Source organism: Paenibacillus sp. FSL R5-0623 (assembly GCF_037974265.1).
In the GTDB taxonomy this organism is placed as follows: domain Bacteria; phylum Bacillota; class Bacilli; order Paenibacillales; family Paenibacillaceae; genus Paenibacillus.
In genome coordinates this window covers 1,469,539-1,492,993 of sequence record NZ_CP150233.1, presented here as the reverse complement: position 1 = coordinate 1,492,993, position 23,455 = coordinate 1,469,539, and the positions used below count along the sequence as shown (strand labels likewise).

25 protein-coding genes are annotated in these 23,455 nt (G+C 45.2%); 5 read left to right on the top strand and 20 right to left on the bottom strand.

Annotated elements, in window-relative coordinates; translation table 11 throughout:
• Nucleotides 1-32 precede the first annotated feature (32 nt).
• The 4 genes from MKY92_RS06685 to rhaD form a co-directional block, all read right to left on the bottom strand.
• Nucleotides 33-854: a carbohydrate ABC transporter permease gene (locus MKY92_RS06685; protein ID WP_339299818.1), complete on the bottom strand. Its 822-nt coding sequence runs from the start codon at nucleotides 852-854 to the stop codon at nucleotides 33-35.
• Nucleotides 851-1,813 (bottom strand): sugar ABC transporter permease, encoded by a 963-nt coding sequence (locus MKY92_RS06680; RefSeq protein ID WP_339299817.1) that lies wholly within the window; start codon nucleotides 1,811-1,813, stop codon nucleotides 851-853. Before MKY92_RS06680 ends, MKY92_RS06685 begins: the two co-directional genes overlap by 4 nt.
• 343 nt (nucleotides 1,814-2,156) lie before the next feature.
• Nucleotides 2,157-3,974: an APC family permease gene (locus MKY92_RS06675; protein ID WP_339299816.1), complete on the bottom strand. Its 1,818-nt coding sequence runs from the start codon at nucleotides 3,972-3,974 to the stop codon at nucleotides 2,157-2,159.
• Between the two features lie 278 nt (nucleotides 3,975-4,252).
• Nucleotides 4,253-5,098, bottom strand: a complete 846-nt coding sequence (gene rhaD / locus MKY92_RS06670; RefSeq protein ID WP_339168956.1) for a rhamnulose-1-phosphate aldolase — start codon at nucleotides 5,096-5,098, stop codon at nucleotides 4,253-4,255.
• Between the two features lie 436 nt (nucleotides 5,099-5,534).
• Here rhaD and MKY92_RS06665 point away from each other — a divergent pair, with 436 nt between their 5' ends.
• Both MKY92_RS06665 and MKY92_RS06660 read left to right on the top strand, forming a co-directional pair.
• Nucleotides 5,535-5,885 (top strand): hypothetical protein, encoded by a 351-nt coding sequence (locus MKY92_RS06665; protein WP_339299814.1) that lies wholly within the window; start codon nucleotides 5,535-5,537, stop codon nucleotides 5,883-5,885.
• 14 nt (nucleotides 5,886-5,899) lie between these two features.
• Nucleotides 5,900-7,141 carry a hypothetical protein gene (locus tag MKY92_RS06660; RefSeq protein WP_339299812.1) on the top strand — a complete coding sequence of 414 codons (1,242 nt, stop codon included), beginning with the start codon at nucleotides 5,900-5,902 and terminating at the stop codon, nucleotides 7,139-7,141.
• Here MKY92_RS06660 and MKY92_RS06655 read toward each other — a convergent pair.
• Entirely contained in the window at nucleotides 7,134-7,697 is a 564-nt protein-coding gene (locus MKY92_RS06655; RefSeq protein WP_339299811.1) for a GNAT family N-acetyltransferase, read from the bottom strand. The two genes, MKY92_RS06660 and MKY92_RS06655, sit on opposite strands and share 8 nt — an antisense overlap.
• Nucleotides 7,698-7,900: 203 nt before the next feature.
• Here MKY92_RS06655 and MKY92_RS06650 point away from each other — a divergent pair, with 203 nt between their 5' ends.
• The gene (locus tag MKY92_RS06650) at nucleotides 7,901-8,176 is read left to right on the top strand and encodes a hypothetical protein (RefSeq protein WP_339299810.1); all 276 of its coding nucleotides are present in this window, start codon (nucleotides 7,901-7,903) and stop codon (nucleotides 8,174-8,176) included.
• 273 nt (nucleotides 8,177-8,449) lie between these two features.
• On the opposite strand, the gene MKY92_RS06645 is transcribed toward MKY92_RS06650, so the two are convergent.
• The 5 genes from MKY92_RS06645 to MKY92_RS06625 all read right to left on the bottom strand — a co-directional run bounded on the left by MKY92_RS06645 (nucleotide 8,450) and on the right by MKY92_RS06625 (nucleotide 12,185).
• Nucleotides 8,450-8,653 (bottom strand): hypothetical protein, encoded by a 204-nt coding sequence (locus MKY92_RS06645; protein ID WP_339299808.1) that lies wholly within the window; start codon nucleotides 8,651-8,653, stop codon nucleotides 8,450-8,452.
• A gap of 494 nt (nucleotides 8,654-9,147) precedes the next feature.
• Nucleotides 9,148-9,435, bottom strand: a complete 288-nt coding sequence (locus MKY92_RS06640) for a hypothetical protein (RefSeq protein ID WP_339299806.1) — start codon at nucleotides 9,433-9,435, stop codon at nucleotides 9,148-9,150.
• Between the two features lie 191 nt (nucleotides 9,436-9,626).
• On the bottom strand, nucleotides 9,627-10,115 hold the full coding sequence (locus MKY92_RS06635) for a DinB family protein (protein WP_221819146.1): 489 nt from the start codon (nucleotides 10,113-10,115) through the stop codon (nucleotides 9,627-9,629).
• 27 nt (nucleotides 10,116-10,142) lie between these two features.
• A complete protein-coding gene (locus MKY92_RS06630; RefSeq protein ID WP_339299804.1) occupies nucleotides 10,143-11,078 on the bottom strand; it encodes a helix-turn-helix domain-containing protein in 936 nt (311 codons plus the stop codon).
• Nucleotides 11,079-11,318: 240 nt separating this feature from the next.
• Nucleotides 11,319-12,185 (bottom strand): AraC family transcriptional regulator, encoded by an 867-nt coding sequence (locus MKY92_RS06625; protein ID WP_339299802.1) that lies wholly within the window; start codon nucleotides 12,183-12,185, stop codon nucleotides 11,319-11,321.
• Nucleotides 12,186-12,278: 93 nt separating this feature from the next.
• Here MKY92_RS06625 and MKY92_RS06620 point away from each other — a divergent pair, with 93 nt between their 5' ends.
• Nucleotides 12,279-15,398, top strand: coding sequence for a glycoside hydrolase family 2 TIM barrel-domain containing protein (locus MKY92_RS06620; RefSeq protein WP_339299801.1), 3,120 nt, complete (start codon nucleotides 12,279-12,281; stop codon nucleotides 15,396-15,398).
• A 150-nt stretch (nucleotides 15,399-15,548) separates the two neighbouring features.
• On the top strand, nucleotides 15,549-16,280 hold the full coding sequence (locus MKY92_RS06615) for a hypothetical protein (protein ID WP_339299799.1): 732 nt from the start codon (nucleotides 15,549-15,551) through the stop codon (nucleotides 16,278-16,280).
• A gap of 118 nt (nucleotides 16,281-16,398) precedes the next feature.
• Here the strand turns inward: MKY92_RS06615 and MKY92_RS06610 are convergent, their stop codons facing one another.
• The 10 genes from MKY92_RS06610 to MKY92_RS06565 all read right to left on the bottom strand — a co-directional run bounded on the left by MKY92_RS06610 (nucleotide 16,399) and on the right by MKY92_RS06565 (nucleotide 23,281).
• On the bottom strand, nucleotides 16,399-16,746 hold the full coding sequence (locus MKY92_RS06610; protein ID WP_339299798.1) for a hypothetical protein: 348 nt from the start codon (nucleotides 16,744-16,746) through the stop codon (nucleotides 16,399-16,401).
• Nucleotides 16,747-16,883: 137 nt separating this feature from the next.
• A complete protein-coding gene (locus tag MKY92_RS06605) occupies nucleotides 16,884-17,126 on the bottom strand; it encodes a hypothetical protein (RefSeq protein ID WP_339299796.1) in 243 nt (80 codons plus the stop codon).
• 117 nt (nucleotides 17,127-17,243) lie between these two features.
• Nucleotides 17,244-17,684: a hypothetical protein gene (locus MKY92_RS06600; protein WP_339299794.1), complete on the bottom strand. Its 441-nt coding sequence runs from the start codon at nucleotides 17,682-17,684 to the stop codon at nucleotides 17,244-17,246.
• A 204-nt stretch (nucleotides 17,685-17,888) separates the two neighbouring features.
• Nucleotides 17,889-19,523, bottom strand: coding sequence for a chaperonin GroEL (gene groL, locus MKY92_RS06595; protein ID WP_036611259.1), 1,635 nt, complete (start codon nucleotides 19,521-19,523; stop codon nucleotides 17,889-17,891).
• Between the two features lie 73 nt (nucleotides 19,524-19,596).
• Nucleotides 19,597-19,878: a co-chaperone GroES gene (groES, locus tag MKY92_RS06590; protein WP_017690077.1), complete on the bottom strand. Its 282-nt coding sequence runs from the start codon at nucleotides 19,876-19,878 to the stop codon at nucleotides 19,597-19,599.
• 403 nt (nucleotides 19,879-20,281) lie between these two features.
• Nucleotides 20,282-21,064 carry a twin-arginine translocase subunit TatC gene (tatC, locus tag MKY92_RS06585; RefSeq protein WP_339299792.1) on the bottom strand — a complete coding sequence of 261 codons (783 nt, stop codon included), beginning with the start codon at nucleotides 21,062-21,064 and terminating at the stop codon, nucleotides 20,282-20,284.
• Nucleotides 21,065-21,142: 78 nt separating this feature from the next.
• On the bottom strand, nucleotides 21,143-21,391 hold the full coding sequence (tatA, locus tag MKY92_RS06580; protein WP_036611264.1) for a twin-arginine translocase TatA/TatE family subunit: 249 nt from the start codon (nucleotides 21,389-21,391) through the stop codon (nucleotides 21,143-21,145).
• Nucleotides 21,392-21,600: 209 nt separating this feature from the next.
• Nucleotides 21,601-22,086 carry a MogA/MoaB family molybdenum cofactor biosynthesis protein gene (locus MKY92_RS06575; protein WP_017690080.1) on the bottom strand — a complete coding sequence of 162 codons (486 nt, stop codon included), beginning with the start codon at nucleotides 22,084-22,086 and terminating at the stop codon, nucleotides 21,601-21,603.
• A gap of 37 nt (nucleotides 22,087-22,123) precedes the next feature.
• Complete coding sequence (gene moaC, locus MKY92_RS06570) at nucleotides 22,124-22,615, bottom strand: cyclic pyranopterin monophosphate synthase MoaC (RefSeq protein ID WP_306068493.1); 492 nt, start codon at nucleotides 22,613-22,615, stop codon at nucleotides 22,124-22,126.
• A gap of 27 nt (nucleotides 22,616-22,642) precedes the next feature.
• Nucleotides 22,643-23,281 carry a 5-formyltetrahydrofolate cyclo-ligase gene (locus tag MKY92_RS06565; RefSeq protein ID WP_339299790.1) on the bottom strand — a complete coding sequence of 213 codons (639 nt, stop codon included), beginning with the start codon at nucleotides 23,279-23,281 and terminating at the stop codon, nucleotides 22,643-22,645.
• Nucleotides 23,282-23,455: the final 174 nt, after the last annotated feature.

The window sequence follows — 23,455 nt, the reverse complement described above, 5'->3', positions numbered from 1 at the left end:
TTTCAATTTAATAGTTGTAAAACTTTCATTGCCTACCCCTTCAGCGCGCCTGCGGCCATTCCACGGACAAGCTGTTTCAACCCAAAGATCAATAACAGCAAGGATGGTAGAATGACCATGGCTGTGCCGGCAAAAACCAGATTCCATGCGGTGGATTCCTGGAACTCCAGCATGGAGATCCCGATCTGGGCGGTTCTCATTTCCGGTGTATTGGTCACCAGCAGCGGCCAGAGATACGAATTGTACATGCTTAAGAATGAATAGATTGCCAGTGTTCCAAGTGCCGGACGGGACAAAGGCAAGACGTGTGATATGAAATAGCGAATATGACCACAACCGTCGATCCTCGCCGCCTCGAACAATTCCTTGGGTAGTTGCATGAAGAACTGTCTTAACAGGAATGTACCAAACGCCGTTGCCAGAAACGGCACCGTAAGCCCCTGGTAACTATCCAGCCACCCCCAACTGCGAACTGTCAGGTAATTTGGGATCATCGTTACTTCCCATGGAATCATCATCGTTGCGACAAACATGCTGAAGATGACGTTTTTGCCTTTGAACTGCATTTTCGCAAACGCATAGGCTGCCATACTCGCTGTAATCAATTGACCAAGCGTTGTCAGTCCTGCGACAAGGAAGGTATTGCCGATAAATCGGCCGATCGGAACAATATCAAATACTTCGCTAAAGTTGGACAGATCGATTGAACTCGGAATGATATGCGGCGGATAAGCGCTCGCATCTTCCGGCGTCATGACGGCCATGAAAAAGGTGTACATCACCGGATACAACACAAGTGCTGCACAGATCGTCAGTAATACATACAACAGCGTTTTGGTCCATGTCGCACTCATTGGTAATGCACTTTCCTTTCTACCCATTTGAACTGGATCAGGGTCAGCAGCATAATCACCACGAACAGGATCAGTGCCTGTGCACTACCTGTACCAAAGCGGAAATTAACGAAGGCTTCCTGATAGATGGAATAGACGAATACATTCGTACTGTCCATCGGGCCACCCCGGGTTAGAATGTTGATCTGACCGAACGATTGAAAAGCGCCAATGATCGATACAACCGTAACAAAGAATAACGTTGGTGACAGGAGCGGCATCGAGATTTTGTGAAAAGTAAGTACTGGACCTGCGCCGTCAATCTTGGCACTTTCATAGATCTCATCCGGGATGCCCGCTAGACCACTGGATAGAATAATGTAGTTGAATCCGAGGTTCATCCAGATCGTCATGATGGAGATCGAGATCAATGCCCAATCCGGGCTGGTAAGCCAAGGAATTGGATCAATACCTACTTTGCCAAGCAGATAATTCAGCATGCCCAGTGTCGGATGGAATAGAAACTTCCAGATCACCGCTGACGAACCGACGGATAACACCACGGGCAGAGAGAATACAAATTGGAACACACGCATTCCCTTGAACCGGTTGTGAGTCAGTGCAGCCAGAATCAGAGCAGCCAACATGCCCGTGGGGACTGTAAACAGGACAAATAGTAACGTCACTTTCATCCCTTGCATAAACAGTCCTGATTGGAACACGGCCTTGAAGTTATCCAGTCCTACATAAGCCGCAATCTGTCCCGTCGGATCTGTGGAATGCAGACTGAGGTACACGGACTTAAACATCGGGTAAAACAGAAACACTGCAAACAAAAGCAGCGATGGTGCCAGGAAACCATAGGCCAGCATATTCTCCCGCATTCGCTGCACACGCAGCGAAGCTGTCCGGCGCGCACTCGTACCGGATACACGCCGTTTGGCGGCGGGCAAGCTGATCCGGTTATCAAGCTCACTCATCGGATTTTCTTCCCCCTTGTTTCACGCATTCAGTGTGTGTGAAATGTTACATCAACTTCAGCACCACGTTATCTAGTGTAAGAGTCGAATGTCACAGCAAAATTCATTCTGAATCAACGTAACGTTAATCATGGACAAGGGACTTTACGAAATCAGGGATCAACTTTACGTCGGAATTAAAATTAGATTTCAAGACAAAAAACCGCAAGAACTCCCCTGTTTGGAGATGTCCCTGCGGTTCGATGTGTAAATGGAATATGAACATTTATCTATTAATGAAAGTGATTCATTTTACAATAATCTGTAAATATCCCAAACGAGGCGAAGCGATTAACCGTTCGAGTTAACGATTAAGATGATATGGCACCGTGGTGACAATCACGTCTTTGTAATTGATCAGATAAGCACGAATCATGAAGCTGGTCTGGTTGTGCAGTACATTTTGCCACCAGTGCTTGGTGATGAATTGTGGAATCAATATGGTGATGTGATCGGTCTCAGCCGTTTTCCACTCTACGGTATCAATGAATTTCTTGAGCGGCCCCATAATGCTACGGTATCTGGATTTGATCACAACCAGGCGAACACCTGGATTCCACTCCTCCCACTTCTGCTCCATCTTGCGTATGGCCTCATCATCGAATCCAATGTACAGCGCGACCACGTGATCCGACATCGTCTGGGCGTAACTGATCGTATTCATGACAACCCGGGTAATGCCCGCAACAGGAATGACTATCGTATTGCCTTTTTTAGCCGGCTTATCAACCCGAATATCAATCCGCAGCTCATCTGCAATGTTGCAATAATGACGGTGAATACGCATGAACACATAAACAACGAGTGGTAAAAAGATAAAGATGACCCATGTCTGCGTGAACTTGGTGAAAATAAAGATCAGGGTAATCGATAATGTAGTCAGCATACCGACGGTATTGACCAGCAACTTCATCTGCCAGCCAGACGGTTTGACTTTGATCCAGCGAATCATCATACCGAGCTGTGACAGCGTAAATGGAATGAACACCCCTACCGCATAGAGCGGAATCAGGCTTTCCGTATTTCCTTTGAACCCAACCACCAGCAGCGCAGACATCACACTGAGAAAAATGATCCCGTTCGAGAAGCCTAGGCGGTCTCCTCTGACCATAAATGCATGCGGCATGTATTTATCCTTTGCCATCATGAAAGATAACAGTGGAAAAGCCGAATAAGCTGTGTTGGCTGCCAGGAACAGGATCAGTGCCGTTACACCCTGGATGATAAAATACATCGTGCCCCTGCCAAACGTCGCTTCAGCAATCTGGGAAATGACCGTTGCTTTGGGATCAGGCTTCACTCCGTACCCATAAGCCAGTAAGGTGATGCCGATGAACATGGCTCCCAATATACAACCCATAAGTAGTAATGTACCCGCGGCATTTTTCTCGGCAGGCTGCTTGAAGTTCGGGATCGCGTTACTTACCGCTTCCACACCAGTCAAGGCCGAACAACCGGAGCTGAATGCTTTCAATAATAGAAACATACTCACATGGGATAGACTTGTTCCGAATTCAGGTGCAGCTGCTTCCATCCCCCCGGCAAGAAATTTGATTCCACCCGAGATAATCAGAACCGCAATCGAAAAGATAAACAGATAGATCGGGATCGCCAGCACAGACGCTGACTCCGTTACTCCCCGTAAATTCATAATCGTTAGAAAAACTATCATAATGAGTGCAATCACAACACTGTAGTCATGCAGCATAGGAAAAGCTGACGTAATCGCATCCGTCCCTGCGGACGAACTTACCGCAACGGTCAGAATATAATCGACCAGCAGAGATCCTCCGGCAATCAGACTGGATGTTGTACCCAGGTTATCCTTGGCTACGATATAAGCGCCGCCCCCTGTTGGATAAGCAAATATCGTCTGGCGATAGGAAAAAATTAAAATGACGAGTAATCCCAGCACGGCGATGGAAATCGGAATGGAGTACCACAGGGCCGCGAATCCGGCCGCAACGAGCACCAGCAAAATCTGTTCCGTACCGTAGGCAACGGATGATAGGGCATCCGAGGACAGGATGGCGAGTGCCTTCCATTTCCCCAATTTTTCTCCATCCAGTTCAGCCGATTTCATGGGCTTGCCTATTAAGATTCTCTTCATTTTGCCAAGCATGATCATAACTTCCTTCCGTCTCTCATCTGTGAAGCATTGTTATTATGCAAAATCGCAGAGCCATTGACAATACGTCATTTCACCCGAAATTCGCCAGCGCGTGATAATGCATTCTACGATTCAATAATCGATAACAAAGCCATTCTTGTTCAGCAATTTGAACTTTTTTGAACCAAAACGACGATTGTTCGCCAAAAAAAAGGAAATGGCCTTTGGTTCAATGAACCAAAGACCACTTCCTTGATCTATGCGTTGACTGTATTACAATAAAACATCCTTTAACTACCCAGAATTCCAGGACGAGGGGTAACACCAAATGCTTGTGCCAGTGTGGTCAGCTGTTCATCCGTAATTCTCTGCCGGATCTCGTGACCCGCAACCAGCATATACACTTGGGCTGCCTTCTCGATGGTTTCAATCAGACCAAATGCCTCGTCAATCGTTGTGCCCGTTCCGAAGATGCCATGTTGCGGCCAGATGACCGCGTGGTATTCTTTCATTTTCTCAGCCGTTTCGCGCCCAATCTCATTCGATCCAGGGATCATCCAAGGAATAATGCCGATCCCATCCGGGAATACAACCACGCACTCCGTGCACATCTGCCAGAGGGTCTTCGTGAATTTTGCTTCATCCAATTCGTGGATAAACGTCATCGCCAGCACATGAGTCGCATGATTGTGCATAACAACACGGTGGTTCGGGTCCAATTTCAGACGTTCAATATGGCTCATGAAATGTGTAGGCAACTCACTTGTTGGATTCGCACCCGACTTCAATCCCCAGAGCACTTCCAGCTCCTGCCCATCCTGCGATACACGCAGCAACCCTAGATTACTCTCCGGATCAGCGAGTACATTTTTGAAATATTTGCCCGATGCGGTCACGATAAAATACTTGCCTGCCAGCTCTTGCACCGAAAATGCCGGTTTGATCTTGCGAATCACATGATGGATATCGATATATTGGGCAACTTCCTCTTCCTCCAGCAGATAGCTGACATTCCCCCCATTGCGCTCATCCCAGCCGTTTTTCCACATATGTTGTGTAATCTCAGCCATCTCACGGACAAATGGGATATGGAAACCTGCAGCCTGCGTTGTTTCATTGGTAAGGGTCACGTTCATGATCAATCTCTCCTTATATTGAAAATCAAATAGCTTGCCACGTACATAGTAAGTTCCTTATTTCACATTCATTATACCTTTGTTTATCTTTGATAGTCAATAACAAACAAAGAAATATACTTTTATTTATTTTTGTTTAGTTTTGTTTATTTGAAAATAAAACAAAAAATACCCCACCGGCGCCCGGCGGGGTCAGTCACACATCTATTTAACACGAGAAGGGGTTTACAAGAGTTATCATACCTCCGCTACCTTAATAGAAGCTGAAAGCGAAATAAAAAAAGCATGAAAACATATATCCCCTTTGGACAGAAAATTCAGTACCTCCTTTTCATTCAGTACATATATCTCTCTGTCCAAACGCTTTCGTCAATTCTAACATATGCTATTCTAGCTTTTCTCAGGAAAAGAAATTCATAAAAAAGGAGATGGACCTATGGCAGTCCTTTCTACAGGCCCGATCGAGAACAACCTCTCCGGTGGCAGCAGGCCTACACAACAAGTCACGATCCTAATCGTAAACACCGATTCCGTTAATTCGTCCAATGTACTCATTGAAGGTTATTTCCTGAATGGAACGAGGACCTTATATGTCCTTCAATCCGTTAATCTGACCCCCGGGCAAGTCTTCTCTCAGACCTACTATGCGAACCTGGATGGATACGAATATGTATTTACAACTAGTGGAAACGCAGCCTCATTGACTGAAATATCGGCATGGGGCAAAAACAATACGGGACAACTTGAAACCGCACATCGCCTCGTTTTGAACGAATTACTAATATAAGGGGTGTATAAGATATGGCCACAATTTCATCTGGACCGATTGAGAATAATCTAGCAGCCGGAGTAAGAACTACAACGGTCACCGTCAAAATTGATAATCACGATCCTGTCAACGCCTCGGATATTCTAATCGAAGGGTATGTACTGAACGGAACACGAACCTTGTATGTACAGGAGGCCATTACGCTGGGTCCCAATGAAGTTTTCACCAAAAGTTACTATGCCAACCTGGTTGGCTTCGAATTCATTTTTACTACCAGTGGCCTGGCGGAGAGCTCAACTGAGATTTCGATGTGGGGCAAAAATACAGCAGGACAACTGGTCGCTGCTCATCGCCTGGTGACTTCTGAGTTGCTGGGTGCTGAAGGTGGCACTCCCGACTTCGAGTGGGGAGAGACGATCTACTGGGCTGATTCAAGCGCACCTGGTCCAGGTACCGGATCACCGTTTGATCCATTTAATTCTCTACAGGCTACTATCGACGCAGCCACGAACAGCCCTCTTGCGGTTACTTTTGGCATGAGAGCCCGGTTGATTATTCTAATTGCCGGCAATTCATCCTTCAATGAAGACATTGTTATTCCACCCGCAAGACATGTGCAAATTCTAGGAATTGGCCCTTGGCAACTCGGAAATTCGGATCTGGCCAATTTCGCTTCTTCCATTCCTCGGAATGTCACGATCCAGACAAGCCAAGCTGCAGAAGATGTCTATCTGGTTCAAGGACCTGCATTTGATGCTCGTCCTGTTACGGTAATAGGAACGTTTAATGACGGCACGTCCGTCAGCACGCATACCAACTACACGGACGGCGCCATTATAAGCGGTGACGTCACTTTTCAGAACGTGGCTGTGGGTGACCCGTTCACGACCATTGAATTTCAATTGCTCAATGCCAGAGTCGTTGGAAATATTGTACAATCCGGTCATATGGGTAATCTGAACACCTACCTGTATCACAGTCGCATCAACACGATGATTCATAACGGTTTGAATATTCAACGGATGGTAGATAGTGCCTCAGACAGCACCATTAACGTCAGAGGATACTCACACATTACCAATTCCACGATCAATGGCAATGTGACCGTCACACTCGCCTTAAGTGATGTCCCTCCAACAGGCATATTCAGTAGTCAGTTTGCTACGATCACCTGGACAGGACCTTTAACGCTGGATGCCGCCTCCAACTATTATTTTGTTAACAGCGGATCTATACTTGTCGGAACCAAAACCGTGTTATTCAGTATCACCTAACACGCAATCCCTGTCCTTCATTGGTCAGGGGTTTCTTATTTTGCAATACATACGATGGATGCATCTTTCCTGTCGGTTCATAACGTTCATCACCTTTATACTCAAATCCCAGCTTAATCAAGATGTGACGTGACACTTCATTATCCGGATGATGCCCGGCAAACAATGCCTTCACGTTCAATTTTTCAAAGGCATAACCAATCACCGCACGCGCTGCTTCCTGGGCATACCCTTTCCCCCAGTGATCCCGGGTTAGATGAAATCCCAATTCATAGATCTCCTCTTCAGGAGAATACGGACGCAGGCCACAGCAACCGACAAACACCTCCGACTCTTTCTCAAAAAGGGGCCAATATTGCACACCCGCTTCCTTCTGCCTTTGAATCTCCTGTGTCAATCGCGCTTCTACCTCATCCTCGCTCAAAAATCCCTTGCTGCTAATCCACTTGGCAACCTCATGATCGCCCCACAATGCAAACGCCAGCGCACGATCTCCTTCGTTCCAAGTCGCACATTCCAACCGTTCCGTTTCAAATAAGATTGTTCTATTCATCATCCACTAACCTCCTGTATGCCAACACCAATCTGCGTGCCGCCTATACCTTAAATTAATCGAATGAACACTAAAGTAAACAAGCCTGTATAAAGGCGCTGTTAAAGTTTAAGGGTAATACGCATTTATTATTCACTCAACTTTCGCACTTAAAATAATGAGTTAACCCTTGTGGACGTAAGAAGATTTAAACAGTACTGTTTCTAGTGACAGAAAAAAACCTCTTTGTTTGGTATCATGGAAGTGTCGATCAACCATCTATCTCACTACCAGCTTTTGCTCAGGATCAGGTAGATTTACCATCTTCTTTGCCAGTGTCACAAGTGGATAAAAGCCTCTTAGATTTAGTTGAAAGCACAACCAGTAATTCTGTAACTTTTACGGATGGTTCTACATTAGTTCAATATGACAATTACTATATTGCGACCGATTCAAATGGAGAAGATGAGTTGAAAATTACAAAAGTCGATGATAGCAAGTAAAGTATGAAAATCTGCAAACCGGCGAAGTGAATTATGCAATCAAAAAAGTTAGACCCCATTTATGAAGATCTCAGATACGCTCCACAGGCATTAGCAGATAGATATCATGATTATACTGGATTTATTAATACTGTTTCGACAATTCAGACTTGCCAACCTTATGGTTGTGGTACAGTAAATGAATTGTGATCTGTTAGTAATTGTAGATTGACGTTAATTCCAACAGAGAGCAGAACTCCCGCAAAAAATGATTTAGAAATTTTTTCTTTACTTCTATTTCTTCCTTTTCCTGAAGAAATCGAACTTGTCCACATAATCAAAAAGAGACGTAATTACAATAGCTCCAATTGGAATCAATAAATAAATCCAAAACGGATTATTTGGAGCTTCACCAGGGGGGGCATCAGTTAAAAAAACATAAAGAACAACACAATAAATTATGGCCACTATAATACCTGTTATGTTTCTATTCTTCACGGTTTTTCCCACCTCTTGTTAATATAAATTCAAAATATTGTATTCAACACCTAAATATACCGTAACACATAGTTGGAATAATCTCTCTTTTATCTATTACTCTATAATATCGATTGTAAAAATAATAGATTTTGTGAAGCCAGGTCTCCACTCCATACGGCAACCTATGGCGGGTTGTTCTTTTATAATTTTAATTTTTTCTTATGAAATACTCGCTTTGTTCTGTTCGTTATAGTAATCTATAGGTTCGCATTTATGTAGTTATTAGTTGTTACTTCTACTTCCTCTTCAGTAAGGATTTATTCTTCTACGTACGCTATCGTTGTTCCAACGAATTTAACGTTTTCATCTACTGCCTCACCATAATAGGAAGCGAGTATTTTATTAACTTTTATTTCCTCAAAATACCCCTTTAAACCTATGTATATCCACAAAAAAAGAAAAACCCCTGTCGACAAAATGTCCGACAGAGGTTCAACGAGTGCATTACATCATTAGAAATCAGATGTTGCAATTTGAATCGTACCTGATGATGCACCTGCTGCACTTGTCAACAAGGCAGCTACGAGCAATAAGTCTACAGACAGTGTGAGGCTGTTGCCTGCAGGGATCAAATACGTGATCACTGGTGCATTCACACGAGTAACAACCAAATCAACTGCGAAAGGACCAAAGTTGTTAACCGTAATGCTTGCATTGGTTCCACCAGTCAGATCCTCGTAGTAGGACTTGCCCACACTTGCAGCCAAATTGTAAAACTGTTGCGGTAAAAGGATGGCCATTGAAATCACCTCCTTTTTGCTTTGATACGGTATTCTATGCTTGAAATCTATTAAAGCAACGGTGAATTACCAGCGTCATAATGTCCAATTTTGATAGACTTTATAGATTAATAGACGACTGTACGCAAAAAAGGCCCCACCGGACCATCCGGTAGAGCCAACTAAGCTTACTTTAAATATAACAAGTTTAATTACGCATACAGCATGAAAAAGTTCAGTTCATGGCCCTGCTGCTTGAGATAGTTATACAGCTGCGAACGGTGATGGAATACATGCGTTACCGTTTCAATCTGCCATTGAACCTGCAAGTGACCATGTTCCATATAAAAAGCTTTTGTTGAACGATTCAAAAAGTCATCTTCGCTCAATCCCGTGATATAGGCTTTGTAGGATTCGAAATTGCTCCATAACGTTGCTTCAAGCTTCTCGATATCCTCAATCCCCGACAGACTATTCTCCACCAGACCAACCTCAGCTTCACCTTTTTCCTGCATAATAGCAAGATCGGATGCGGTAATCTGGATAAAATGATGCACTAGCTCCACCAATGAACGCATGTTCTCCTGTGGACGATAAGACCACTCCTCCGAACGAATCAAGCGAATTAACGAAGCCCCCGTCCGTACGCCTGTTTCCAACTCATTTAACAAGTGATCCCGAATCTGCAATGTTCCATTCATATATGATGTCTCCCTTATCTTTTATTCTCACGACTTCAGTATAACCGAAGGTGCTGCAGATCTATTGTACAAATCGGACAACATCCTGCCGTGTTCCCTGGCTGCCGTCAACGGAGTCTCTCCATAAAACTTGCGAAATTGCCGAATCAGATGGGCTTGGTCAAAAAATCCATGATTCTGGGCAAGCATTGCCCAGTCTGCCGTGTTCCCCTGATGAATATCGCTCAGCACACGATGAAAACGAACCACCTCACTGAATCGCTTGGGGCTGATTCCGACCCATTCCGAGAACTTGCGATGCAACTGCCGTTCACTGATCACTTCACGCATCGCCAGCTCTTGGACACTCATACGTCCCCCATCTATAAAGATGCGGTGCAGTACGTTTTTCATCAAATTGTTCTCCGATGTGCTTGCCTGCACGGGCAACGGACTCAAGTACGCATTCATAACCTCTACTCGCTCTGCAAAACGATTCGTTTCGGCCATCCGTTCCTGAAGCTCATTCAGCTTCTCCGGCCAACATTCCTGAAGGGCAATTCGCTTATCCGTAAACCACTCCAGAGGCATGCCATGAAAGACATGCGCTCCACCTGGGAAGAACCGCACACCAAAGGTGTAGTCTCTAGCAGGAGGATCATAATCGAATGGCTCAGGTATAGCGAACGGCTGTGTATAATTGCCACAGTAAGCATAGGAGTGCTCTGAACAGACCGGGTCGTATGTAATCAGCATGTCCGTGCAACCATCCGGCAATACCCGGGCAGGTACCGTCGTCATCGATCGCTCTGGACCTTCTCTCTTAGCAACATCTGCATATGTGTTCGGAAGAGATCCTGATTCCCAATAACAGGCCACATAAGCCATCAGACCGGCAGCAGGTATTTTCTCAACATAATAACTGTTAGGGTACGTTCCATTCATCTGAATAGGTTTAAACAACGGGTGCAAGCTGTGATCCACAATTCCATCCTCCGGTCACTAGAGTTGGTTACACATTATGTATTCATCTATCATACCACCAACCGAAGAAATGAAGAAAAAAAGTGCCCTACCGGAGGACAATCCGATAGGGCCAGTCACACATCTATTTAACACGAGAAGGGGTTTACAAGACTTATCTTACCTTCCCAACCTTAATGGAAACTGAAATTGGGATGAATAACAGATCAAAATTCAAAATAAATACCAGCATTCAGACTTTCAATTCAGCCCGTGCAGTTTGCGAAAACGCTCTGGACTCATGCCTGTATGCCTTTTGAACATCGCACAGAAATAACTGGCATTCTCGTAACCCACCCGATCAGCAACTTCATATATTCGAAGCTCTCTCTCACTGAACATAAGTTGTTTGCTTCGATTGATCCGTTCCTGGTTCACGTAAAATACAGGTCTGGTATGGAGTGCCCTCTGAAACAGCCTGCACAAATATTGAGGAGATACCACAGCCACATCGGCCAGTTCCTTTAGGGAAAGTGAACGATCCAGATGCTCTGCGATATAACGCAGCACAGGCTTCAAGCGCTCCAGTTCATCATTATAATTGGCGGATGCGATGAGTAGTGGCTTCAGATCCAGCAGGAGGGCATATAATTGTTTGGAGCATTCAACATCGTAATCTGCGTAATCCGTATCACCGCCATTCTCTCCGCTAACCAGAAGTTGCTCCAGGCCACGCAGCAGCGTTGCTGTCCTGAGTCTGCATACGCGTGAGCCGGTTATCCCCGCATATGATAATAACTGGCTGGCCTCTCTCCCCTGAAACGAGACCCAAGCCAGCTCCCACCGATCACTGATGGGCATATATCGATGCGGGACATCAGGATACAGAAAGAAAACGTCACCCGGTCCGACGATATACTCGTCTTCTTGTATAATCAGTCTCCCCTGACCATGAATAATCTGGTGGATCTGATAATCCGGGAATCCCTCTGGACGCTCGGTTTCATATTGATGTTCCCAGTAACCAACCGTGGTCATATAGATCGGCAGGCGAGCAGCTTCTTCTGTTTTACCAAAAAAAATCCGGGTATCCATCCAGTACACCACTTTCTTCATCGTTAGTTTCATATTGTGATATATATGGGCAATATTCTTTATTCTCTAAGTCATCATTCAATTCTATAATGACAATATTATAACATTTCAGAAGGAGTTGCTGTTATGAGAAAGAAACTGGTACATACCCCTCCGGCAAATGGATACCCGGAATGGAACAACAATCCCGAGACTTTTCAAGTAGGCCGTCTACCCGCACATGCTTCTATGGTAGCGTTTCCATCTATAACAGAAGCATTGTCCAATGATTCCAGCGCATCGCCATGGTACGAATCATTGAATGGTCAATGGAAGTTTGCCTTTGCGGAGACTCCAGAGCAACGGATTTCATCCTTTTATGAGAACAATTATGATGCCAGTGAATGGGACGAGATCGCCGTTCCTTCCAACTGGCAGTTGCAAGGTTATGATTATCCCCAATATACAAATATGACGTATCCGTGGGTCGAGCGTGAGCCTGAATTGAAGCCACCATTTGCACCAACAACCTATAATCCGGTGGGTTCGTACATCCGTACGTTTACGGTTCCTGCTGACTGGAAAGACCGTCCTGTCCTGCTGCACTTCGAGGGTGTTGAATCCGCCTTTTATGTATGGGTGAACGGGGAGCTGGTCGGTTATAGTGAAGACACGTTCACGCCCGCAGAATTCGATATCACTTCGTATCTAACCGAAGGTGAGAACAAGCTGGCTGTAGAGGTATATCGCTGGTGTGATGCGAGCTGGCTGGAGAATCAGGATTTCTGGCGGTTAAGTGGAATCTTCCGTGGTGTATATTTGCATTCACCTTCACCTGTTCAGATCGCCGATTTCTTTGTTCGTACTGAACTGGATGACGCGTATCAGGATGCGGAGCTACTGCTGGATTTGAAGTTATTTAATCATAATGCCGCGCAGACCCCTGCCGGATTGTCCGTTCAGGCGCAGCTCTATGATGCACGGCAGCAGACTGTATTGAAGCAGCCTCTTACTGCGGCCGTTACTTTCCAGGGCGAGGATGAACTTTCATTCCAGTTGTCAGCAGAGGTTATGAAGCCGATTCTATGGAGCGCTGAGTCCCCTAACCTGTATACACTTGTACTATCCATTCAGGACGAATCAGGCGAAACACTGGAAGCAGTCCGCAGCCGGATCGGATTCCGTAAGTTTGAACTGAAGGACGGCCTGATGCAAATCAATGGCAAACGCATTGTATTCAAAGGCGTGAATCGTCATGAATTTTCCCCGGATAAGGGTCGAGCCATTGGGCGGGAAGACATGATCCGTGACATTGAATTGATGAAGTCCTATAACGTTAACGCCGTACGCACATCCCATTATCCGAATCAGTCACTCTGGTACGAACTGTGTGATGAATATGGCCTCTATGTCATTGACGAAACGAATCTGGAAACTCACGGCACCTGGGATTATGGGCAAAAGGAAATGAATGAAAACAATATTCCCGCGAGCAAGCCGGAATGGCGTAATAATGTAATAGATCGCTGTAACTCGATGTTCCAGCGGGACAAAAACCATCCGTCTGTTATTATCTGGTCTCTGGGTAATGAATCCTTCGGCGGCGATAACTTCATCACCATGTACGATTATCTGAAACAAGTCGATCCAACCCGTCTCGTTCATTATGAAGGCACCTTCCATTATCGCCCTTCTGATTCGGCAAGCGATATTGAATCGACAATGTACATCAGTCCTGAAAATGTAGAGAATTATGCTCGCATGAAGGGTCCGAAGAAACCTTATATTATCTGCGAATACAGCCATGCCATGGGTAACTCCTGTGGAGGTCTGCATCTGTATTGGGATTTGTTCGATAAATATGATGTGTTACAGGGTGCGTTCATCTGGGACTGGGTCGATCAGTCCATTCGTACCACTACGGCAGACGGTATCGAATATTTCGCTTATGGCGGAGATTTCGGCGAATCCCCTCATGATGGCAATTTCTGCGGGAACGGATTGATTCTTGCCGATAAGACGGTTACACCTAAGCTGGAAGAAGTGAAGAAATGTTATCAGAACGTTCGTATGGAAGCCATTGATGTCAAAGACGGCCTGCTGCGCATCAAAAACCAGTTCCTGTTCACGGATCTGAGCGATTATTCGCTCGTATGGACAGTAACACACGATGGTGTATCTGTAGAGAACGGCACGTTGGATATCGCGGTACCTCCTGGCGAATCGGTTGAAGTCCGAATCCCGTACACGCCATCATCCGATCTGTTACAGGAAGCGGTGCTGACTGTATCTCTGGTTACGAAAGTCGCAACCAAATGGGCAGGAGTAGGTCATGAGATTGCCTGGGATCAGTTCGTGGTATCTCCGCGACTGCGTCCAATCCAACCGGTACATCAAGGACATGGCAATGCGCCACAGGTACAGGATCTGCAAGATGAATTGAAAGTGGCTACAGGCCAAGTCAATTTGAGCTTCAATCCAGCCACTGGCGCGTTAACATCCTATCAGATTAACAATCAGGAGCAATTGCTCGCACCCGTCCGGCCAAATTTCTGGAGAGCCATGACAGACAATGATATGGGGAACCGCCTAAATGAGCGTTCTGCCTTCTGGAGAGATGCTCACGCTACCAGCAGATTAATTCGCTTCGAGCACCATGCAGACGAGCAAGGCATTCTCGTAACGACCGATTATACGTGGGATTCACATCCGGGATGTACGCTGTCCATCACATACCGAATTGATACGGATGGTGTATTGGAAATCAGTCAAACCCTTATTCCAGGCGTAGGCTTACCTGATCTACCGGAATTCGGTATGCTGCTGCAACTGAATAGCAGCCTGGATACGATATCCTGGTACGGCAGAGGTCCGCATGACAACTACGCAGACCGTTTGACCAGTGCACGTCTCGGTTATTACACAGGTGCGGTTCGAGATCAATTTGTTCCATATCTGAAACCACAAGAGTGTGGTAACAAAACGGATGTACGCTTTGCTGGAATTACGTCAGCGGATGGTCAGCTTGGCCTTCATGTTGAAGCCACCATACCATTTGAAATTAATGCGTTGCCGTGGACACCGGAGGAACTGGAAGCAAACGACCATGTGTACAAATTACCTCAGAGCACGCAGACTGTCGCTCGCATCAATTACAAACAAATGGGTGTTGGCGGAGATGACAGCTGGGGAGCACGTACCCACGCTGAATACACCTTGCCAGCCAACCGCGCGTATCACTTCACCTTTACGGTAAGACCTGTATAACATCAAGCAAGCACTGCTGGCAGTATGCCGGCAGTGCTTTTTTTGTTGGGGCAGTGGGTAGTGAGAGTTTGAAGTTTTCCATGGGAACATTATAATGAATGAGGTGCAAGCACGATTTCCCCAACAATTACTCTATTACGAGGTGAGACTTTGCAATATCTGTTTACCACTCTCTTCATTCTTGGCTTTATTACTTTTGTGGTGTTTGTTGTTCTGATGATCTTATCTATTCGCAAAGGTAATAGGTTGCCAATCAGATATATTTTTCTAACAACGGCCTGTTTTGTGATTGCTTTAATAGGTTTGTATGGGACGCTGACTTTATCTTCAAACTCTACTCAGTCTGAAATAGATCAGGCGGTGGAACACGAATCAAGTGACGCTACAACAGAAAAAAATCCGGAAACTTCACCCCAAATTAAACCTTCGGGTCTCCACATGACTACCGATGAATTCCAAAACAAGTTTAATGGCGCCGTAGGCAAATACCGACTGAATGGTTTGAGTATTACCCGCTTGGATATGAAAGACTCTTCCGAGCAGGGCACTGGCACTTTCGAGTATGTATTTAATGATGAATTGCGCTTGGTTGTTGTAGTGAATGCGGATGAGAGCGTACAGGAAATCAGGTTATATGGAACTGGTGATACGAGCGAACCAACAGGTGGAATTTTTTTGACCGGTATCGCCACACTCATTCTCACAACTAATAATGAGTACACGTATAACGATGCACAAGATGTCATTCAGGATATCGGTATACTAGATCGCGATGTGAATCAACCTGATTTTGATGGAAGGACTATTCGCAACGGATTGGAATATCGCTTCAGCATACAGGATTCTGATCACTCTACTTTTGAAATAAATGTTGAGAAATGAGATACGAATGTGCAAAAAGGCCGCTCCATGAAGGAACGGCCTGACGTGTGATAAGTACTATAGGAGTGATTCAGTAATTGCCACCAAACCAATGATGAACACCTCCACCATGAGAGAGTTACTCAAAAGTTACAGTCTCGCTCTGATTGTTCCAACTCATTTTAAAGGTAATTGGGTCTTTCGTTTTCCCCGCCTCAGTAACTGTTCCCGACATACTGAATGGTACCCCTTGTTCTTCAAGCGCTTTTCCCTGTTGTTTTATATTATTGCCGGTAAGGTCAAACACAAAATCCTTTATACGCTTTTCATCACCTATATAAGTAATACTATAGCTCCCTGTTGATCTCTGTAAAGAAACATCCCAGTTATCGCTCTTTCCGTGTAGCCTATCATCCGCACCACAAGCTGAGACAATAGATAAAAGTAATATAGCACAAAGAATCAATGGCAATTTTAATAATTTCATAACATAAAATCCCTCCAATATAATAAAATAACCAAAAATTGAAAAATCAATCTCCATAAACGGCTGATAAACCAATTGGCCAGATTATCAGATCAGATCTAAGCTAGGTTACGTGTGATAAATCATGTATGTGTTACCTATCTTGTGTATCGATCAACGTCATCGATCGCAGACTCGTACTCTCTTCGATGATGATCTTCATGCTGCCGAACGTCGTTCTTTAACTTTGCTAAGAATCCCCATCCCATAAAGGCAAGTATAAGTACGGTAATCAGTGCATAAGCAAAGCTATATAAATTCATAAAAAAGTTGATAAAAATTGCAGCGAGCATCAAGCCCAGAATCCATAATGTCCACTTTGTACCCTTTCTCAAAATCATTTCCTCCTCAAGTCGTTACTGATAAGCTCTCTATGTATCACAGTACATACGAAACCATAGGAACGAGGTTTCAATCACAGGGCTTCAAATCTACATTTAGAGCGAATTACCGAATCTTTAATTAACATCAGTTCCAAGAGAAACATCCAATATGCCCGACATCCCTTGCGCAGAAGAGGTACTTACATAATACGAACCCGTCGACAATGCTTTGTCACTATAATATGTATGCTCTTTTCCGTCTGCCGGGACCCTGCCATACAATATTTCAGTTCCACTAGTAGATCCTTCATTGATCGTGAACGTGAAGTGTTTCGAACCCGTGTTTTTAAAACTCACTTTCACATAACTAAACCCTGTTGGAATATCAAACCAATGCGTATTTGTAGTACCTGCGAAATCCTCATTATTGATTACTGTGAGTGTCGTTAATGGAGTATCACTAGCTTCATTTACTTTTACAAATTTTCGTTCGGAATCAGAAGTGAAATTATAAATTAAGATAATAACAGCAACAGACATCAAAACTGCTAATATCATTTTTCTAATATGTTTCATGATATATGCCCTCCATATCTCTTAATACTGACTTTGATTATACCAATACTCAACAACACAAAAACCACTCCTTAATAATTACTAAGAAGTGGTTTTTGTGTTGTTTATAATTTGTATCAGTGACTGCTTCACAAATTCTTGTCACATCGTAACGAGAATTCACTCTGCTAGGCACATGATGCTTTAAAGGTTTTTACACCTTTATTACATCATGCCGCCCATTCCACCCATACCGCCCATGTCAGGCATTCCGCCGCCAGCACCTGCTGGTTCTGGTTTATCAGCGATAACTGCTTCAGTAGTCAGGAACATTGCTGCTACAGAAGCAGCGTTTTGCAATGCATAACGAGTTACTTTTGCAGGGTCAACGATACCAGCTTCGATCATGTTAACCCACTCGCCAGTTGCAGCGTTGAAGCCGATGCCTGTTTGTTCTTTTTTCAGACGTTCCACGATTACGGAACCTTCTTCGCCAGCGTTAGCTGCGATTGTGCGGATTGGTGCTTCCAGAGCGCGCAGGACGATGTTTACGCCTGTTTGCTCGTCACCGGACAGAGCTACAGCTGCAACCGCGCTATATACGTTCATGAGCGCTGTACCACCACCGGATACGATACCTTCTTCAACCGCAGCGCGAGTTGCGTTCAGGGCATCTTCGATGCGAAGTTTGCGTTCTTTCAATTCTGTTTCAGTAGCTGCACCAACTTTGATTACTGCTACACCGCCGGACAATTTAGCCAGACGCTCTTGTAGTTTCTCTTTGTCGAACTCGGAAGTTGTTTCTTCCAGTTGTGTACGGATTTGGCTAACACGTGCATCGATATCGGATTTGTTACCAGCACCGTCAACGATGATTGTGTTTTCTTTTGTTACACGGATTTGACGAGCTGTACCCAGTTGTTCCACAACAGCGGATTTCAGGTCCAGACCCAGTTCTTCCGTGATCAATTGGCCACCAGTGAGGGCAGCGATGTCTTGTAGCATTGCTTTACGACGGTCACCGAATCCTGGAGCTTTAACAGCTACAGCATTGAATGTACCACGCAATTTGTTCACAACCAGCATAGCCAGTGCTTCGCCTTCGATATCTTCAGCGATCAATACCAGCGGTTTGCCTTGTTGAACGATTTTCTCAAGCAATGGCAAGATATCTTGCGTGCTGGAGATTTTTTTGTCTGTGATCAAGATGTACGGATTGTCCAAAACAGCTTCCATTTTGTCCGTATCCGTGATCATGTAAGGAGAGATGTATCCACGGTCGAATTGCATACCTTCAACCACTTCAAGCTCTGTAGCGAATCCTTTGGATTCTTCTACTGTGATAACGCCATCTTTACCTACTTTTTCCATAGCTTCAGCGATCAGTTCGCCTACTTCTTCGTCAGCTGCAGAGATTGCTGCAACTTGTGCGATGGATTGTTTGGAATCGATTGGTTTGGAGATGGATTGCAATTCAGCAACCGCAGCTTTAACCGCTTTGTCGATCCCTTTACGGATACCGATTGGGCTAGCGCCTGCAGTTACGTTTTTCAGACCCTCTGTGATCAGCGCTTGCGCCAATACAGTTGCTGTTGTAGTACCGTCACCGGCAACATCGTTGGTTTTGGTTGCTACTTCTTTAACCAGTTGTGCACCCATGTTCTCGAATGCATCTTCCAGTTCGATTTCTTTAGCAATGGTTACACCATCGTTAGTGATGAGTGGGCTTCCGAATTTTTTCTCCAGAACCACGTTGCGGCCTTTAGGACCGAGTGTTACTTTTACTGCATTAGCCAATGCGTCCACACCACGAAGCATGGAGCGACGAGCGTCTTCACTGAATTTAATGTCTTTAGCCATGTTAAGAAAACCTCCCTAGTTTTTGTTGAAAAATGGTCGTGCTATATGGTTCGGTTATCCGATTAAATTTGAATTAGTCGAGAATCGCGTGAATATCGCTTTCTTTCATAATCAAATATTCTTTACCTTCGAATTTGATTTCTGTACCGGCATATTTGGAGAAAATAACGCGATCTCCTTCTTTCACTTCCAAAGCTACACGTACGCCGTCTTTCAATACTCCAGCACCAACTGCAATGATTCTACCCTCTTGCGGTTTTTCTTTGGCGGAGTCCGGGAGTACGATCCCGAAAGAAGTTGTTTGTTCTTGCTCCAGTGGTTCTACCAATACGCGTTCACCTAAAGGTCTGATCATGAAAAATAGCCTCCTTTTGAAATTATATAACGTTACATTGTAGGTTGTAGCCATATGTATTAGCACTCGACAGTGTTCAGTGCTAACAACCAACTTTATGATACTCAACTTGAAGCATGATTTCAAGTCCTTTTGACGAATTCCTGCGAGAATTTACGATGAATTTACACGAACACAACCAAATTACACCCGCTGTGCCTGGTTATATGTTGCAATTCACTAATCTTATTCTACGCAATTGTTTAGCCCTTCTGCAACGTTAGCAGACAGTCCCTTTCCCATTGTATCCATTGTTGAACATAATATGCCTGCTTGTCCTGTCGTGGTGGTCGGCAGTCTACAGAAGAAATAGCCCGGATAAGAACATACCGTCTTTTCCGGGCACATTACAGCTTATCCTCATTCAGCCCGCATGTTTCTTATCCTCGGCACGAACGTAACGGGATTCGATCTCTTCATCGGCTGCAAGCTGCTTGCGATATACGATTGCGGATAATAACACACTGATCTCATATAACAAGAGCAAGGGAATCATCACCAGCAGATCGGAAATAAAATCTGGAGGTGTAATGACCACCGCAATGAAGATCAGAACAAAATAAGACACTCTACGCATCTTGCGAAGACGAATTGGATTCAGAATCCGCAGTCCTGTCAGAAACATAATAAGTAAAGGAAGTTCAAATAACAGGGACACAGGCAGCACAATGCCAAACAGGAAGCTGAAATACTGCTTCATCCCGTAGGTCTCCACAAGCCCCATCTTCTCCGTAATCGCTGTTGTGAAGGCAAGTGCCATCGGAAAAATAACATAATACGAGAAAACCATTCCTGTCAGAAATAAGAGAAACACATAGGGCACATACTTCAGCGTCGCTTTTCGTTCGCGCGGCTTTAGCCCTGGACTAACAAACTTCCAGATCTGATACACCGTAAATGGAAGTGTAATTATAAGTGAAAACAGCCCTGCAATCTTCATGTAGATGCCAATCCCGTCCCAAAACGAGAAGGCATGCAATACAAAACCTTTTGCCGACTCTGCCTTGGTCAGATATTGGTATACCGGGTCCGCCACAAAAAATCCTGCAATCAGTCCCAGCACAAAAATACTTAATACGTAGATCAGCCGCTTCCGCAGCTCACTCAGATGTTCCGTAATCGACATTTCTTCCATTTGCTGCGTCATGCCTGCCCCCCATTATTGCCAGCTTAAAATACAAAACCCTTCCGGCAGGAAGGGATTTCTCTTTCATTGCCGTCAAGATTATTCCGGCAGGCGTTTATCAGCAGGCTTGTCTGCAGGTGTGCTCTCAGCCGCCAGCGGTTTCGCTTTCTCCTGCTCTTTGCGATTGGACGAGTCATCCTCAGAGATAATCTCGCGAGCGCCCTCTTTGAATTCACGGAAGGTACGCCCAACTGCACGTCCCAGTTCCGGAAGTTTGTTGGGTCCAAACAACAACAATGCAATCACGGCCAGCAAAATAAAACCCGTTGGTCCAATGGAACTTAACATTGATAATCCTCCTCGTCTCAAGCTTCGAAGATGCGCATACTCGGCCAGATGTTCATAGATGTCTCTGCTGCGTTCTTAATTTAAGCCCATCATACCATAGATGTAACCACTTACATAACCCGCAAAATTCACAAATAAGAGATGTCACTATAACAATCTAACACCGGTTCATGGCTAATCGGATATCTTGCCCCAGAGTCCGTGCTCGATTATTGCTTGAACTGACCCGTAACCATCAGCAGCGCTTCCGGAAGCTGATCCATAATGGCCGCCAGATGTTCGTGCACACCCTTTGGTGTACCGGGCAGATTAACAATCAGCGTGCGTCCACGAATGCCACATACCCCACGGAAAAGCATTGCAGAACGGTTTTTGCTCATTACACTGTACCGCATGGCCTCTGCCATCCCGGGAACTTCCCGCTCAATTACGCGCCGGGTCGCTTCCGGAGTAATATCACGAATGGCCAGCTCCGTGCCACCGGTAGTCAGCACCAGATCGGCGTGAAAATAATCCGTCATCTCAATCAAAGCCGCAATAATCTCATCGGGTTCATCCGGAACGATACGGTACTCCACGATTTGACCACCCAGCTCTTCTTCCACCAGCTCCCGAATGACTTGTGCACTCGTATCCTCACGTTCCCCGCGGGCTCCTTTGTCACTGGCTGTCAGGATTGCTGTTCTCCACACCATAAAGATCACCCTTCTCCTCTATGAAAATAAATATTGCCTATCGGCTGTAATCACCGTTTTTGCCACCACTCTTGGAATTCAGCATGGTTGGACCGATAATCATATCTTTTTGCATGGCCTTGCACATGTCATAGACCGTCAGTGCTGCAGCTGAGGCAGCCGTAAGTGCCTCCATCTCAACACCCGTTTTGCCTTCGGTTTTGACAGTAACTTCAATGTGTAATTCATCCACTCCGTTGTCATGAAAACGAATATCCACACCCGTCAGTGCCAGCGGATGGCACATCGGAATCCAGTCCGACGTTTTCTTCGCGCCTTGAATCCCGGCAATCTGAGCCACAGCCAGAACATCACCTTTGCCGATTCGGCCCTCCCGAATCGCTTCCAGTGTATCTGGATTCATCGTCACTTTCGTTACGGCCACAGCCGTACGTACGGTAATTTCCTTACCCGAAATATCAACCATCCGGGCCCGCCCCTGTTCATTAAAATGGGTCAGTTTGCCACCCGAAGCCTGGCCGTTGTTCACTTCTGAACTCAATCACATCACAACCCTTTATTCGATATGTAATATACCTTCGGTTGTTATCAACAGATCAATCCGCAGATCGAGCAGGTCCATTGGGATCTCCTCTTGTAGCTGACCCGGCAATACCATCGCAGCCATCAAAGGTTTCTTGCCCGTCATCACACATGTTGCTGCAAGCGTCTCGGCAAAACGATCATAATAACCGCCACCATAACCAATACGCCCTCCATGGGGATCATAACCAAGCCCCGGTACCCATACGAGATCGATATCCGGCCAATCATCAGGCGTCAGGACTTCACAGGAATCCTTAGGTTCGGGTATCCCCCATATTCCTGGCTCCAGATCCTGTTCTCCGGTCACTCGCCGTAGCTCCATTCGGGGTGGATTCGCCAATACTTTCGGTGCAAGCATCACATCTCCATGGTTCCAGCCCTCTTGAAACAGAAAAGCTGTGGATGCTTCGCTTCCATAGGACAAATAACTGAATATAACGAGTGGTCTGTTCACGACCTTACTCTTGGCCTGTCTAAGGCGCTCCAGCTCCCGCTTCACTCCAGCGTTAATCTTAGTCATTGCCTGCTGACGCATGCTCGCATCCATCAAATCACGGCTCTGTCTTAGTCTGGATCGAAGCTGACTTTTCAGTTCCGCATGATCCTGCATATCCTTGAATAACCTCCTGTTGATAGGGAAGGTAGAAAAAAGCTCTCATTAAAAACAATTTATATGTTATGACCAGTTGTCATCTTGTTGAAATGGTTAAAATGATTCATTTTCTGCAAAATCCTCATGTAATAACATGCCTTCTTTCAGTTTATCATTGATTGATCAAAAAGA